Annotated in this window: 16 protein-coding genes; 8 read left to right on the forward strand and 8 right to left on the reverse strand. The window is 60.3% G+C overall.

All coding sequences use genetic code 11. The features are described 5' to 3' along the window. Positions 1-43: 43 nt before the first annotated feature. Positions 44-1,870: an alpha/beta hydrolase gene (locus CHEJ32_RS0104985; protein WP_028032874.1), complete on the reverse strand. Its 1,827-nt coding sequence runs from the start codon at positions 1,868-1,870 to the stop codon at positions 44-46. 77 nt (positions 1,871-1,947) lie between these two features. Here CHEJ32_RS0104985 and CHEJ32_RS0104990 point away from each other — a divergent pair, with 77 nt between their 5' ends. The 6 genes from CHEJ32_RS0104990 (at position 1,948) to CHEJ32_RS0105015 (ending at position 8,414) form a co-directional block, all read left to right on the forward strand. Next, entirely contained in the window at positions 1,948-2,286 is a 339-nt protein-coding gene (locus tag CHEJ32_RS0104990) for a hypothetical protein (RefSeq protein WP_028032875.1), read from the forward strand. 71 nt (positions 2,287-2,357) lie between these two features. Continuing rightward, on the forward strand, positions 2,358-3,575 hold the full coding sequence (locus CHEJ32_RS0104995; RefSeq protein WP_028032876.1) for an LL-diaminopimelate aminotransferase: 1,218 nt from the start codon (positions 2,358-2,360) through the stop codon (positions 3,573-3,575). A gap of 38 nt (positions 3,576-3,613) precedes the next feature. Beyond that, positions 3,614-4,924 (forward strand): homoserine dehydrogenase, encoded by a 1,311-nt coding sequence (locus CHEJ32_RS0105000; protein ID WP_028032877.1) that lies wholly within the window; start codon positions 3,614-3,616, stop codon positions 4,922-4,924. A 268-nt stretch (positions 4,925-5,192) separates the two neighbouring features. Continuing rightward, a complete protein-coding gene (locus tag CHEJ32_RS0105005; RefSeq protein WP_028032878.1) occupies positions 5,193-5,675 on the forward strand; it encodes a MarR family winged helix-turn-helix transcriptional regulator in 483 nt (160 codons plus the stop codon). 15 nt (positions 5,676-5,690) lie between these two features. Beyond that, positions 5,691-6,839: an HlyD family secretion protein gene (locus CHEJ32_RS0105010; protein ID WP_028032879.1), complete on the forward strand. Its 1,149-nt coding sequence runs from the start codon at positions 5,691-5,693 to the stop codon at positions 6,837-6,839. 33 nt (positions 6,840-6,872) lie between these two features. Beyond that, positions 6,873-8,414 carry a DHA2 family efflux MFS transporter permease subunit gene (locus CHEJ32_RS0105015; RefSeq protein WP_028032880.1) on the forward strand — a complete coding sequence of 514 codons (1,542 nt, stop codon included), beginning with the start codon at positions 6,873-6,875 and terminating at the stop codon, positions 8,412-8,414. Between the two features lie 58 nt (positions 8,415-8,472). Here CHEJ32_RS0105015 and rplI read toward each other — a convergent pair whose 3' ends face one another. The 3 genes from rplI to rpsF all read right to left on the reverse strand — a co-directional run bounded on the left by rplI (position 8,473) and on the right by rpsF (position 9,957). Then, positions 8,473-9,060, reverse strand: a complete 588-nt coding sequence (gene rplI / locus CHEJ32_RS0105020; protein WP_028032881.1) for a 50S ribosomal protein L9 — start codon at positions 9,058-9,060, stop codon at positions 8,473-8,475. Between the two features lie 202 nt (positions 9,061-9,262). After that, positions 9,263-9,511: a 30S ribosomal protein S18 gene (gene rpsR, locus CHEJ32_RS0105025; protein WP_011581252.1), complete on the reverse strand. Its 249-nt coding sequence runs from the start codon at positions 9,509-9,511 to the stop codon at positions 9,263-9,265. Then, complete coding sequence (gene rpsF, locus CHEJ32_RS0105030) at positions 9,511-9,957, reverse strand: 30S ribosomal protein S6 (protein WP_028032882.1); 447 nt, start codon at positions 9,955-9,957, stop codon at positions 9,511-9,513. Before rpsF ends, rpsR begins: the two co-directional genes overlap by 1 nt. A 321-nt stretch (positions 9,958-10,278) precedes the next feature. Here rpsF and CHEJ32_RS0105040 point away from each other — a divergent pair, with 321 nt between their 5' ends. Further along, the gene (locus CHEJ32_RS0105040) at positions 10,279-11,079 is read left to right on the forward strand and encodes a class I SAM-dependent methyltransferase (protein ID WP_034657862.1); all 801 of its coding nucleotides are present in this window, start codon (positions 10,279-10,281) and stop codon (positions 11,077-11,079) included. A gap of 36 nt (positions 11,080-11,115) precedes the next feature. Here CHEJ32_RS0105040 and CHEJ32_RS0105045 read toward each other — a convergent pair whose 3' ends face one another. The 4 genes from CHEJ32_RS0105045 to CHEJ32_RS0105060 form a co-directional block, all read right to left on the reverse strand. Then, positions 11,116-11,427 (reverse strand): hypothetical protein, encoded by a 312-nt coding sequence (locus CHEJ32_RS0105045; protein ID WP_028032884.1) that lies wholly within the window; start codon positions 11,425-11,427, stop codon positions 11,116-11,118. 19 nt (positions 11,428-11,446) lie between these two features. Continuing rightward, on the reverse strand, positions 11,447-11,806 hold the full coding sequence (locus tag CHEJ32_RS0105050; RefSeq protein ID WP_028032885.1) for a nuclear transport factor 2 family protein: 360 nt from the start codon (positions 11,804-11,806) through the stop codon (positions 11,447-11,449). 268 nt (positions 11,807-12,074) lie between these two features. Next, the gene (locus tag CHEJ32_RS0105055; protein WP_028032886.1) at positions 12,075-12,836 is read right to left on the reverse strand and encodes an ABC transporter permease; all 762 of its coding nucleotides are present in this window, start codon (positions 12,834-12,836) and stop codon (positions 12,075-12,077) included. Beyond that, on the reverse strand, positions 12,833-13,759 hold the full coding sequence (locus CHEJ32_RS0105060) for an ABC transporter ATP-binding protein (RefSeq protein WP_028032887.1): 927 nt from the start codon (positions 13,757-13,759) through the stop codon (positions 12,833-12,835). The genes CHEJ32_RS0105055 and CHEJ32_RS0105060 overlap by 4 nt, the downstream gene beginning before the upstream one ends. Before the next feature lie 342 nt (positions 13,760-14,101). On the opposite strand from CHEJ32_RS0105060, the gene fabD reads away from it, so the two are divergent. Beyond that, entirely contained in the window at positions 14,102-15,040 is a 939-nt protein-coding gene (fabD, locus tag CHEJ32_RS0105070) for an ACP S-malonyltransferase (RefSeq protein WP_028032888.1), read from the forward strand. Positions 15,041-15,059 lie beyond the last annotated feature (19 nt).

The raw sequence follows: 15,059 nt of genomic DNA on the forward strand, positions 1-15,059 counted from the left end.
CGTTTGCTTTGTTCAAATGATGTTCCAGCCTGTCGCAAACATATTATTGGCTGATCCTGACATATTCTCCGGGGGCGTCACCCAGCCATTTTTTACGGCGACCGAGTTTGCGGGCTTTCACCCGACCACCAGAGAAATCCGCGATCCAGGACTGCCAATGGGGCCACCATGACCCAGGATGTTCTTGGGCTTTGCTCATCCATTCGTCGAGGCTATCGGCCAAGCCTTGTGCGGTCCAGAACCGGTACTTCCCCATGGCGGGTGGATTGACGACGCCAGCGATGTGGCCGGAGCCTGCAATCACCAGTTCCACCGGTCCGCCCAAAAGCCGACTGCCGAACAGAACGGATTTGGCCGGGGCGATATGGTCTTCCAAGGTGGCGAGGTTGTAGACGGGAACCTTGACATCGGCGAGCGAAAGTCGCCGTCCTCGCAGTGTGGCGAACCCCTTGGCCAGATTGTTTTCCAAGTAGCAGTTGCGCAGGTAGTAGGAGTGGTTCGCCGCCGTCAAACGGGTGGCATCCGCATTCCAGTAGAGAAGGTCGAAGGGCAGGGGCTCACGTCCGCGCAAATAGTTGTTGACGACATAGGACCAGATGAGGTCGCGCGCGCGCAGCATGTTAAACGCGCTCGCCATCCGGTTCCCTTCCAGGAAACCCCTTTCCTGCATCGCCTTCTCGAGCGCTGCGATCTGGCCCTCATCGACGAATACCTTCAAGTCGCCCGCAAAGGTGAAGTCCACTTGGCTGGCGAAGAAGGTGGCCGATGTGATCCGGTCGTCTTGTTCCTGGGCCATGAGAGCAAGTGCGGCGGCAAGCAAAGTGCCCCCGACGCAATAGCCGATGGCATTGACCTGCCTCTCCCCCGTCTGTCGGGCTATGGTGTCGAGCGCGAATTCAATACCGTCTCTTACATATTCGTCCCATCCATAGGCGGCGTGCCGTTCATCCGGGTTGACCCAGGAAATAACGAAGACGGTGTGGCCCTGGTCGATGGCCCATCGGATGAACGAGCGCTCCGGGTTGAGATCGAGCACGTAGAACTTGTTGATCCATGGCGGCACGATCATGAGCGGTCGACGTGACACCGTCTCTGTCGAAGGCTCGTACTGGATGATCTCGGCGAGATCGTTGCGCGCCACAACCTTGCCCGGGGTAGTGGCGATGTTCCTGCCCAGCTCGAATTTGGAGTGGTCGGATTGGCGCAGCTTCAGCTCGCCTTTGCCGGCAATGAGATCTTCCGTCAGCATCCGCATCCCGCGCACCAGGTTGTCGCCGTCGGATTCGAGCGTCTCGCGCAGGAGCTGAGGGTTCGTGAAGATGAAGTTGGATGGCGAAAGTGCCTCGCTCAACTGCCTCACATAAAAACGCGCTTTTTGCCGGGCGTTTTCATCAAGTCCTTCCGCGCTCTCCACCAGATCCGCGGCCCATCGCGCAGTCACCAGGTAGACCTGCTTGAGGAAATCAAAAAAGGCATTCCGAGCCCATTCGGGATCTTCGAAACGCCTGTCACCCCGTTCTGGTTCTATAACCGAGGCACTGGGCTGTTCGCCGCTCAGGCGTCGGATGGAATTGGCCCAGATCATCATGTAGGCGGACAGAAGCTTCGTTTGGGCCTCGAGGGCTCGGCCTGAATCCGACAGCCAGTACTCCGTCAGTTTAGAAAGCGTGCGCACCGCCTCGCCAAAGGGCTCGGGAACCCCGGTCAAGCCCGCGCCTGCTTCCCGGGCGCGCACCCAAACAGCGGCCGCCTTTCCTGCTTCCTCCAGGGCGCGGGCGAGGTTGAGCGCAAACCGCTCTGGATCCCGCACCGTGTAGGCTTCGGTCGGGTTCGATTTATCGCGGCTGTCCTGATTTCCCTCGCCGGCCATTCTTCGTGCTGGACCTCCCGAAGGGCACTATGCTCAAATAGCGCTGATTCAAACCACGTCCATGTTCACGGGAACATATGAAAATCGCGGTCCGCATACGAGAATTTTTCGCAATCGGCCTTGCGGCCCCGTGTCTCATCCCGCTGCTGCTCGTCTCGGGCTGCGCGGGGACGGCCTCTCAAGCAGGGTCGAGGACCCAGCCCGACGGCTACCCCAATCTCAATGTTCCTATAGAGGCTGCCGCCCCCCAGATTACGGAAGAGGAGAGGGTGCGTATGACCGGCGAGCTTTCCGCAAAGCGTCAGAGGCCTCAGGGTGGTCAGGCGTCTTCCGCCGAGGTCGAGCGGATGCGCAGCCTTGCCCAGCAGCGTCAACAACAGACCTTGAAGCAGATCGAGACCTCCGCCGATCAGTAACCTTCAACAGACTATCGACCGTTCCGGCGAACAGGTGTATGAGGGCGCAATCACCAATCCGGAACAATGCCATGGAAGAATTTCACAAGGTCCGCCGGCTTCCGCCATATGTGTTCGAGCAGGTCAACAGGCTGAAGGCCTCCGCCCGAGCTCGCGGCGCCGATATCATCGACCTTGGAATGGGCAATCCGGACCTTCCGACGCCTAAGGCGATCGTGGACAAGCTCTGCGATGTCGTGCGCGATCCCCGCACACATCGATACTCGTCGTCGCGCGGCATTCCGGGTCTGCGCCGCGCCCAGGCTGCCTACTATGCACGCCGCTTCGGCGTGAAGCTCGACCCCGAGAGGCAGGTGATTGCCACCTTGGGGTCCAAGGAAGGCTTCGCCAATATGGCGCAGGCGATCACCGCGCCGGGCGACGTCGTGCTCTGCCCCGACCCGACCTATCCGATCCACAGCTTCGGCTTCATCATGTCCGGCGGCGTGATCCGCTCGATTCCTGCCGAGCCTGACCACAATTTCATTCCGGTGTTGGAGCGCGCTGTCAGGCATTCGATCCCGAAACCGCTAGCGCTCATTCTGAACTACCCGTCCAATCCGACCGCCTGCCTCGCCACTCTTGACTTCTACAAGGATGTGGTGGCCTTCGCGCGCAAGCACGACATCATCATCCTGTCGGATCTGGCCTATTCGGAGATTTATTTCGACACGGCTCCGCCGCCTTCTGTGTTGCAGGTGCCGGGCGCGATGGATGTCGCGGTCGAGTTCACTTCCATGTCGAAGACCTTCTCCATGCCGGGCTGGCGCATGGGCTTTGCCGTTGGCAATGAGCGTCTGATAGCGGCCCTCTCCCGCGTGAAATCCTATCTCGATTATGGTGCCTTCACGCCCATCCAGGTGGCGGCGACCGCCGCGCTCAATTCCGATGGTTCGGAAATCGAAGAAGTCCGCAGTGTCTATCACCGCCGCCGCGATGTGCTGGTGGATGCTTTTGGGCGTGCGGGTTGGCATGTTCCTCCTCCGCCGGCGACCATGTTCGCCTGGGCACCCATTCCGGAGCCGTTCCGCCATCTTGGCTCTCTGGAATTTTCGAAGCTCTTGGTCGAGAAGGCCGATGTGGCGGTGGCGCCGGGGGTGGGCTTCGGCGAGCACGGCGACGATTATGTGCGCATCGCGCTGGTGGAGAATGAGCATCGCATTCGCCAGGCCGCGCGCAATATCAAGCGCTTCCTTACGACGGCAGCCGAAGCGACGACGAATGTCGTTCCGTTTGCAGCGAGCCGCTGAACAGCCAAAATCATAAGAATTAGAGGAAGGCAGCAGACATGGCCGACGCCCTGCGCATAGGAATTGCAGGTCTTGGCACCGTGGGCGCAAGCGTAGTCCGCATGCTGGGTGATAAAGGTGCGGAACTCACACGTCAGTGCGGCCGCGAGATTGCCCCGGTGGCCGTGTCAGCGCGTGACCGAGCTCGCGACCGGGGCATCGATCTTGGCAACACGCAATGGTTCGACGATCCGGTCGAACTGGCATCCTCCGCGGAGATCGACGTCTATGTCGAACTGATCGGCGGTGAAGATGGTCCGGCCTTCGAATCCGTACGCGCGGCGCTCGAAGCGGGCAGGCATGTGGTGACGGCAAACAAGGCTCTGCTGTCGAAACGTGGTGTGGAACTGGCGGCGATAGCCGAGAGGAACGGCGTACTCCTCAACTACGAAGCCGCTGTAGCCGGGGGGATTCCCGTCATCAAGACGATGCGCGAGGCGCTCGCCGGCAATCAGGTCACGCGCGTTTTCGGGATCCTGAACGGCACCTGCAATTACATCCTCACCAGGATGGAAGCGGAAGGGCTTTCCTTCGAGGAATGTCTACGTGAAGCCCAGCGTCTCGGCTATGCGGAGGCAGATCCCACGTTCGATATCGAGGGGCACGATACCGCCCACAAGCTTTCGATCCTTACCAGCCTGGCCTTTGGCTGCCGCATCTCGGCCGATGACATTTACCTGGAAGGGATCTCCAACATCAGCCAGGCGGATATTCGCGCGGCCGGCGAACTTGGATATCGCATCAAGCTCCTGGGCGTGGCGCAGAAATCCGAAAACGGCATCGAGCAACGTGTACACCCAACCATGGTGCCCACGAGTTCCGTCATCGCCCAGGTTCATGGCGTCACCAACGCTGTTGCCATAGAAACGGACATGTTGGGCGAATTGCTTCTCTCCGGACCGGGTGCCGGCGGCAATGCAACGGCTTCCGCAGTGATCGGCGACCTTGCCGATATCGCGAAAAGCCGCCCCGGCTTCCAGCACGGACCTGTTTTTGGCCGTCCTGCCAAGGAACTCGCTCCCTACAGGCGCGCCGCGATGCGCTCCCACGCCGGCGGCTATTTCATCCGTCTTACGGTGCAGGACCGGCTTGGCGTCTTTGCCGCCATTGCGCGGCGTATGGCCGACAATGCGATTTCTCTGGAATCGATCGTTCAGCACGGAGACGTTACGCAGGCTGAACAAAAGACCGTGATCCTCGTCACGCACGAGACCACGGAAGCGGCGGTCCGCAAAGCCGTCGATGGCATCACCAAGGACGGGCATCTCGTGGACAAGCCTCAAGTTATTCGGATCGAACGGGCCGCCTGAGCCGTTTCTTCGCGGCTGACGAGGTGACCCTGATTTGACCGCAGGTGCCGGGTTAGGGCGTGGCTTCTCGGGGCCAAGTCTTCCCGCGGTATTCCGTAGGCATCAACCTGAGTTCCGACAACTGTCTACTTCATCGTCCTCCCGGCTTTCCGGAGAAGCTACGGCTGAACCGTGCTGGCATCACCGCCGTGCAGCAACAAGTCCGTTCACGAAATTTTTTTTGCACTGCAGCATACGCGCCCTTGTTTCATAAGCATGCTTACAATATATGCCGCTTATGAATTTGTCAGGTCCCCTTAACACGACAGGCGTCGAGCGCCTCGGCTTCCTGCTTCACAACATTCCGCGGCTGATGCGTAAGCGCTTCGAAGGCCGTGGGAACGAGCACGGGTTGTCGGTTGCCCAATGGCGGCTCCTCTCCTGGATCCTGAAGGAGGATGGCGCGACGCAGGCAAGACTCGCAGAACTTCTGGAGATCGAGCCCATCAGCGTATCACGCCTCATTGACAGGATGGTGGAAGGGGGCTGGGTTGAACGACGGCAGGGGTTGGAGGATCGGCGGGTTCGCATGGTCTTCGCCACTCCGAAGGCGCGGGAAGCCCACAAGGAAATCAAGAAACTGGTCGGGCAAGTCTATCAGGAGGCGCTGGCCGGGTTGGATGACGAGCAGTGTGTCAGTCTGATCTGCGCGCTCGAAAAAATTGCCGAGAATCTTTCCGAGGGCGACCCCGCCTCGCAGCAAGGATCGTAATAGAGGTCGTATCTAATGAACGCGATATCAAAAGCGCAGGAAAAAGCGGAACCCATCGAAATCGAGCAGGCGAGGGCGGGTTCGCCGGCATCGCCGCAGCCCGCCCCCTCCAAACCCAAGAAGAAAAAGGGGCTGCGTCTGGCCCTCATGCTCATCGTCCCGCTCGCGCTTGCGATAGGCGGAGGCTGGTGGTGGATCACCGGCGGCCGCTACCAGGAAACGGACGATGCTTATCTGCAGCAGCCGAAGGTTGCCATTGCGTCGCAGATCGCCGGTCGCATCGTGGAGAGCAATGTGGCCGACAATATGCGTGTGGAGGCCGGCGCGGTTCTTTTCCAGGTGGATCAGCAGCCGTATCGCATCGCCTTTGCCCAGGCGGAGGCTGCCCTAGAGGGCGCGCGTCTGCAGGTCGAGCAGTTGCGGGCTGCCTATAGCCAGGCCAAGGCGCAGGAGCGGGACGCCGAGAGCGAAGTTGCGTATCTCGAAACGCAGCTGAACCGCCAGCAGGACCTTTCGAGCAAGGGTGTGGCATCCCAGTCGTCGCTGGACGAAGCCCGACGCAACCTGCAGAAAGCGAAGGAGAGCTTGAGCTCAGCGCGTCAGGCCGTTGCAAGCGCGCTTGCGGCACTGGGTGGCAATCCGGACATCGAAACCGACAAGCATCCAACCGTCCTTTCCGCCCTCGCGGCACGAGATAAAGCTGCCTATGAGCTGGAGCAGACGACGGTGAAGGCGCCCGCCGATGGCGTGATCGCCCAAGCCTCGAATTTCCGAAATGGCCAGTTCGTGAGCGCCGGCACCCCGCTGTTCACCCTGGTGGAAACGCAGAGCATCTGGGTCGAGGCGAATTTCAAGGAAACGCAGCTCACCCATATGAAACCTGGCCAGAAGGCCGAGATCGTGTTCGATACCTATCCGGATCGCCCGGTCGAAGCGACCGTTGAGGACATCAGCGCTGGTACCGGCGCGGAATTCTCTCTGTTGCCTCCTCAGAACGCTACGGGCAATTGGGTGAAGGTCACACAACGAATTCCTGTCCGGCTGAAGCTGCAGGCGGACGGCGTGGATTTGCCGCTGCGCACCGGAATGAGCGCCACCGTGACCGTCGATACGGAAGTGGCCAACGGCATACCGGGTTTCGGCACGGCGCACGCGACCGAGTAGTCAGGTTGCGTTTCGCAGAAGTGGAACAACATTATGGCTGAAGCTGCCTCAACAACGCACGAGGCGGTCCCACATCGCGGGTTGATTACCGTCGCGATCATGCTTGGCACCATCATGCAGGTGCTGGACACGACGATTGCGAATGTGGCGCTGCCTTCGATGACGGGCGACCTTGGAGCGTCGCCCGACACGATCAACTGGGTTCTGACCTCCTATATCGTCGCCGCTGCCATCATGACGCCGGTGACCGGCTGGATTTCCGATCGCATCGGGCGCCGCGAATTTTTCCTGCTTTCGATCGCCGGCTTCACCATCTTCTCAATGCTCTGCGGCATTGCGTGGAACCTGGAGGTGATGGTCCTCTTCCGCCTGTTACAGGGTGTGTTCGGCGCTGCGATCGTGCCGCTCGCGCAGACCTTTCTCCTCGACATCAATCCAAAGGAGAATCACGGGCAAGCCATGGCGGTGTTCGGCGCCGGTATCATGGTCGGCCCCATCATCGGGCCGACGCTCGGCGGCTGGCTCACTGAAACGCTGAACTGGCGCTGGGTGTTCTTCATCAATCTGCCCGTTGGTATTCTCTGTCTACTCGGCGCGGCCGCTTATCTGCCGCGCGCGCCGCGGCGCCTGCGCGGGTTCGATTTCTTCGGCTTTGCCATGCTTTCGCTCGGCGTTGGGGCGCTGCAGCTCATGCTCGACCGCGGCGCCGAGGTCGACTGGTTCTCCTCCGTCGAGATCTGGATCGAGCTCGGCCTGTCGATCACGGGGTTCTGGGTCTTTGCGGTCCATACGCTCATGGGCGAGAATACGTTTATCGACAAGCACATCTTTCGCGACCGCAATCTGGTGACCGGTTTGGTCTTCATCTTCGTCGTGGGTGTCATCCTGCTTGCAAGCCTTGCGCTCCTGCCGCCGATGCTCGCGCGGATTTTCGGCTATACGACCATGCTTACAGGGCTCATCATGGCGCCGCGCGGCGTGGGCACGATGATATCGATGATCGTTGTCGGCCGGCTCGTCCGCATTATCGATCCGCGCATTCTCGTCGTTACCGGTTTGTCTCTGACGGCCTGGTCGCTCCACATGATGACCGGCTTCACACCGCAAATGGACGGCCGGCTGATCATCATCTCGGGCATTGTCCAGGGCATGGGGCTTGGTCTGGTCTTCGTGCCGTTGTCGACCATCACGTTTGCGACCCTCAAGCCGCAGTACCGCACCGATGGAACGAGTCTGTTCAGCCTGACGCGTAATATCGGTTCAAGCATCGGCATATCGGTCGTCACGGTGCTGCTCACGAACAGCACTCAGGTCAATCATGCAGAACTCGCCACGCATATCACGCCCTACAATCCAAACCTTTGGGCCACCATGCCGAGCGCGGCGCAGGGCGATCCGACCTCGCTCTCGATCATGGACCAACTCGTGAACCAGCAGGCCTTGATGATCTCCTACGTCAACGACTTCAAGTTCATGATGATCATCACGCTCTGTGCCATCCCGCTGGTCCTGCTGCTTCGGGTGCCAAAGCAGCAGCCGGATGGCGGCGGTGCGGTAGCCGCGGCAATGGAATAAAGCACAAAGAAAAAGGGCCGGTCCTTGGACCGGCCCCTTTGTTTTCATAGTCGGAAGATCAGGTGTTCTCTTCGCCTTCTTCTTCGCCTTCCGCTTCCGGATCGAAGAATGCGTCCGGTCGGGCGCTCTCGTTGATCTCGTCGCCATAGATGGCCTCGGCGGAATCGAGCGTCTCGCCACGCGCCTGACGCTCGGCCTCTTCTGCAGAGCGGGCGATGTTCAGCGTGACGGTTGCAATCACCTCGGGATGCAGGGCGATCGCCACATTCGTCAGACCGATGGTCTTGATCGGATGATTGATGTCAACTTGGTTGCGGCCGATCTTGAAACCTTCCGAAGCGAGGACCTCGGCGATGTCGCGCGCCGAAACGGAACCATAGAGCTGACCGGTTTCGGCAGCGGAGCGAACGATCACGAAGCTCTTGCCGTCGAGCTTTTCGGACACGGCTTCGGCTTCGCTCTTGCGCTCCAGATTACGCGCCTCGAGCTCGACACGCTGCGATTCGAACTTCTTGCGATTTGCTTCGTTGGCGCGCAGCGCCTTGTTCTGCGGCAACAGGAAATTGCGTGCGTAACCGTCCTTGACGCGCACGACATCGCCCATTTGACCCAGGCGGGGGATGCGTTCCAGAAGAATGACTTCCATTGTCCGTTTCCTTCTCGTCGCCCATACAGGGCTGAAAATCGAGGGCAGGGCAGGAAAACGGGGCCGTGAGGCTGGTTCGCTGTCCTGCCGGTTTTGTTGGCAGTTAGGGGCAAGCTGCCCCAACTCGGGACTTACTTCCGCTCTTCCGCGCCCGAAGCGGAGAGGGGAGCGGGCACCTGTCGAAAGGTGCCCGCTGCCGGGATTACTTCACCACGTAGGGCAGGAGGCCCAGGAAGCGGGCGCGCTTGATCGCACGGGCGAGCTCGCGCTGCTTCTTCTGGCTCACTGCCGTGATGCGGGACGGAACGATCTTGCCGCGCTCGGAAATGTAGCGCTGCAGGAGCTTCACGTCCTTATAGTCGATCTTCGGCGCATTGGCGCCCGAGAACGGGCAGGTCTTGCGGCGGCGGTGAAAGGGGCGCCGCGTCGGGATCTGGTTGATGTCGACCATTATTCGTCTCCCTCATCCTCGCGCGCGCGGCGCGGGCGGTCATCCTCACGCGGGCGGCGTGGGCCGCGATCGTCGAAGTCGCGGCGCGGGCCACGATCACCGCGATCTCCGCGGTCGCGATCGTCACGGCGCTGCATCATCGCGGATGGGCCTTCCTCATGCGCGTCGACACGGATCGTCATAAAGCGCAGGATGTCTTCCGAAATGCCCATCTGACGCTCCATCTCCTTCACGGCTTCCGCCGGTGCGTCGAGATCCAAGAGCGCGAAATAGGCCTTGCGGTTTTTCTTGATGCGGTATGCGAGGGACTTGAGGCCCCAATTCTCGATCCGGCCAACCTTGCCGCCGCCGCTTTCGATCACGCCCTTGTACTGTTCCACAAGTGCGTCGACCTGCTGCGGGGAGAGGTCCTGCCGGGCAAGAAACACATGTTCGTAGAGAGCCATTCTCTTGCCTTTCTCCTTCTTTTCCTGCCTGTTCCAGCGGCTAAAGCCTCAGCGACTTCTCTTGCCGGGCAAAGCCCGGCCGAAGAAAGGCGCATTCAAGACGGTCGAGAGCGGAGACACGGGAGGCGGAAGCCTTCTGCTTCGCAACAGGCGATAACACCTGGCCCTCCGTTCAGCCCCCGGCTGGGACCGGCAGATCGCGCGCTTATACAGTGTTTTGCCGCAGATGCAAGGTTTCCCTACTGCTTTGTGGTTGCTAGCCACGGGGCCGGGATAGGCGTAACACTTGTCCTTCATAGCGACCTCATCAGGAGGTGCATCATGACAGCTGAACGTCATGACGCCTGGCAAGCGGGCGACAGCTACGACGGCTATATGGGTCGCTGGAGCCGAAAGGTGGCGCCCCTATTCCTTCAATGGCTCGATTGCCGCAGCAGGCTCAGCTGGCTCGAGGTCGGCTGCGGCACCGGTGCGCTGACGGCTTCCATCCTCGATCTCTGCGATCCCGAAAGCCTGATCGCGACCGATGCTTCCGAAGGCTTCATCCGAAAGGCGCTTGTCAATGTCACTGATCCGCGAGTGGAATTCCGGGTTGAGGATGCACAGGCATTAGGTTTGCCTTCCGCAAGCTGCGACGTGGCTGCATCGGCGCTCGTGCTCAACTTCGTTCCCGACAGGATGAAAGCCGTCCGAGAGATGAAGCGGGTCGTCAGGCCGGAAGGCATGGTCGCCTTCTATGTCTGGGACTATCCGGGGGGCGGGATTGAGTTCATGCGTGCGTTCTGGACCGCCGCGGTGGCTCTCGATCCCGGTGCGCGGGATCTTACCGAGGACCGTCGGTTTCCATTCTGCACCTCGGATGGATTGATCGAGATGGCGCGTGAGGGCGGTCTGCGGTCGATCGAATGCATTCCGATCGAAGTCCCAACAATCTTCAGAGACTTCGAGGATTTCTGGAAGCCCTTCACCCTTGGTGCCGGGCCGGCTCCGGGCTATTGCGTCAGCCTCGAACCGGACGTCAGAGAGCGCCTGAGGGAGAAACTGCATCAGACGATTTCCCCGGAGCAGGATGGCTCGATCCGGATGAAAGCCCGGGCCTGGGCCGTCAAGGCAGTCGCGTGAAATGCCGCCCGGAAGGGGCGGCATCGTTTCGCCTGATTACAAGATGCGGTAGATATTCCAGTAGGTGGACCCGGAGACCACATAGGGCTCAAGGTCCTTGCCCCACTGCTTGTGTGCTTCGATTTTGCTGATCGAATCGAAGAACTGTTCCAATTCCGCGAGGCTCTCTACGGAGTGATTGACCTCCACCACCGCTTCCTTCGCGCCAATGGAACCCGTCAGCAGCTGAACATTCATCTTGTCGGTTCCTACCTGGCTACCGATTTCCTCCATCCAGCGGCGCATCAGGTCCACGACATTCTGCTTGTGGCCAAAACGAGCCTCGACGTGCCAACGTGCGACGAACATCTGTCATCCTCCTCTGCCTCTATTCGTCCCAGGCCTGCACAACCGTCTGCCGGGCGATCTTGCCGTCCTTCAGTTCCAGCGTCGCCATGCAGAAGACTTTGGTGCCGTCGGGATAGGCGCAGTTCTCGGTGAAGGCCATCAGGTTGCCGTCCGAGATGCTCGTATCGACTTCATGCGTCATCGCGCGGCCGCAAATATCGTCCCAAAAGGCCGTGATCGCCTCTCGTCCCTGTACTTCGCGTGGCCTGCTTGGTGGATTGTTGCGATCGATGATGCGCATCAGTGCGTCATCGGCGTAGAAGCTCGAAAGCGTCCGGCCATCGCGGTTCTCGATTGCCTTTTTCAGGGATGAGCCTGTGACCGCCTCTGTTGTGAGCATTGTCTCCTCCTCTTATCGAACGGTGCGTACGCCGGCCAAGGCTGATTGCCTTTTTCAGACCGGGAAAGCCGCAGCCGGGCTCGTCGAATAAAAGTCGAATTCGAGAAGGTCCGGGATGAGGAAAGCGTGAGCTCCCTTCCGCACCACTGGCCAGGTGCGGCATCACCGTTGCATCACATCGCACCTGGGGCGCGGTTACGCCCTGCGACGTTTCATTATATCACCGGGCGCCGCGCACGGCACTGGAGATTTGGCTTAATCCTTGTTCCTAAGCTTTGAGCCGGTATCCCGTCCGAAAAATCCACCACACCAGCGAGATGCAGATTGCGAGGAAGACACAGATCATCGTGATGCTGACCCCGACGCTCACATCGGCCGTTTCGAAGAAACTCCAGCGGAAGCCGCTGATGAGATAAAGCACCGGGTTGAAAAGCGTCACGTCACGCCAGAATTCCGGCAGCATCTGAATCGAATAGAACGAACCGCCGAGGAACACGAGCGGTGTTACGATGAGAAGCGGGATGAGCTGCAGTTTCTCGAAATTGTCGGCCCAGATACCGATGATGAAGCCGAACAGGCTGAAGGTGACTGCCGTCAGCACCAGGAAGAAGAGCATCCAGAAAGGATGACGGATCTCAAGCGGCACGAAGAGATGGGCTGTCGCCAGGATGATGATGCCCAGGATCAGCGATTTGGAAGCGGCGGCCCCGACATAGCCAATGACAATCTCAATGAAAGAGATGGGGGCTGAAAGCACCTCGTAGATCGTGCCCACGAATTTCGGGAAATAGATGCCGAACGAGGCGTTGGAAATCGAGTTCTGAAGCAGCGTCAGCATGATCAGGCCTGGGACGATGAAGGCGCCGTAGGCGACTCCTTCAACTTCCTGGATTCGGCCGCCGATCGCAGCCCCGAAAACGACGAAATAGAGGGAGGTCGACAGGACGGGCGAAACGACGCTCTGAAGGAGCGTGCGCCGCATGCGCGCCATCTCGAACAGGTAAATGGCTTTGATCGCTTGAAAATTCACCGCGCTTCCTCCACCAGGCTCACGAAAATGTCCTCCAGCGAACTCTGCTCGGTATCGAGATCCTTCACGGCGATGCCGGACCGATTGAGATCGGCCAGGAGCGAGCCAATGCCCGTGCGTCCCGCTTGTGTGTCATAGTGGTAGACAAGCCGGCGCCCGCCGTCCTCCACCTCCAGATCGTAGACGGCGAGAGCCTCAGGCAGCGGACCGATGTTTTCGCTGAGTTCCAGCGTGAGTTGCTTCTTGCCGAGCTTGCGCATTAATTCCGTTTTCTCCTCGACGACGATCAGGCGGCCCTTGTTGATGACGGCCACCCGGTCGGCGATCTCCTCGGCTTCCTCGATATAATGCGTCGTCAGGATGATGGTCACGCCGTTCTCGCGCAGCCGGCGCACGAGTTGCCACATGTCCTTGCGCAATTCGACGTCGACGCCTGCGGTGGGTTCGTCGAGGAAAAGGATCTTCGGTTCATGCGCCAGCGCCTTGGCGATCATCACGCGGCGCTTCATCCCGCCGGAAAGCTGCAGGATCTTGTTGTCCTTCTTCTCCCATAGGGAGAGGTCCTTCAGGATCTGTTCGCACAGGGCCCGATTGGGGCTCTTGCCGAAGAGCCCACGGCTGTAATTCACAGTGTCCCAAACGGTCTCGAACGTCTCGACGTGGAGTTCCTGCGGCACGAGCCCGATGAGCTGACGGGCCGCGCGATAGTCTCTGATGATGTCGTGCCCTTGCACGGTGACGCTGCCGCCGGACGGATTGACGATACCGCAGACGATCGAAATCAACGTCGTCTTGCCGGCTCCGTTCGGGCCTAGAAGGGCCAGGATCTCACCCGTACGGACATCGAGATCGACCCCGTGCAAGGCGGTAAAGCCCGAATCATAGACCTTGGAAAGACCGGAGATGGAAATAGCGTGCTGCATGAGATCTTCGCTGCGGAACGGAGAGGATACGGGTCACGCGCTGGAAGAATGCATCAGAGCGAAACCCGGCCAAGGCGCGCCAGATATAGGCAAGTTGCGCAACACTTGCCATAGAGGCTAGGTGACAGGCTGACATTTCCTGACAAAGTGTCAATAGTTGCTCGCGGGCTTCTAATTGCAAGCACGCGGCAGGACGATCCTGCCGCGGGTCGTCCCCGCGTTCCTTTTTGAAGGATCGAACAGATCCGCTGCATTCCGAGCAGCAGGTGCAAAGGGCTTGACGCGCGCCGGCTCTTGCGCCACCACCTGCGCCCCAAAAGCATGGATCAAGGAGAACCGCCGATGAGCATCGCCTTCACCTTTCCCGGCCAGGGAAGCCAGGCCGTTGGGATGGGCCGCGATCTGGCGGAGGCGTTTCCGGAGGCGCGCGCCGTATTCCAGGAGGTGGACGAGGCGTTGAACCAGCCGCTTTCCAAGCTGATGTGGGAGGGCCCCGAGGACGAGCTGACGCTCACGGCAAATGCTCAGCCGGCGCTGATGGCGGTTTCCCTCGCCGCGATACGGGTGATGGAAAAAGAGGGTTTCCGGCTGCAGGACAAGGTCGCCTATGTCGCCGGCCATTCGCTCGGCGAATATTCCGCGCTTGCCGCCGCCGGCACGTTTTCTCTTTCCGATACGGCCCGGCTCCTGCGCATTCGCGGCAATGCCATGCAGGCGGCCGTGCCGGTGGGCGAGGGTGCCATGGCAGCCATTATCGGCCTTGAGGCCGCTGACGTGGAAGAGGTGTGCGCCAGCGCGGCCAAAGGCGCGATTTGCCAGATCGCGAACGACAATGGTGGCGGCCAGCTGGTCATTTCCGGAGCCAGGTCCGCGGTGGAAGAAGCTGCGCGGCTGGCGAGCGAGCGCGGCGCCAAGCGCGCGATCATGCTGCCGGTATCGGCGCCCTTCCACTCGGCGCTCATGGGCCCGGCGGCCGAACGCATGCGCGAGGCTCTTGCGGAGGTGCAGAAGAACGCGCCTGCTGTGCCGGTCATTGCCAATGTGACCGTCAGCCCACTCACCGATCCGGAAGAGATCGCTGCGAGGCTGGTCGAACAGGTGACCGGGCGGGTGCGCTGGCGCGAGACAGTCGAATGGTTCGGCGGAAACGGCGTGCATACGCTATATGAGGTTGGCTCTGGCAAGGTGCTGACGGGACTCGCCCGTCGCATCAACCGCGATCTCAATGCCGTTGCCGTCAACACACCGGCAGACATCGAAGCGGTGCTGAAGGCGCTGTAAGACTTCCAATCCTGGAAAG

Origin of the sequence: Chelativorans sp. J32 (assembly GCF_000518985.1) — a bacterium.
GTDB lineage: Bacteria > Pseudomonadota > Alphaproteobacteria > Rhizobiales > Rhizobiaceae > Chelativorans.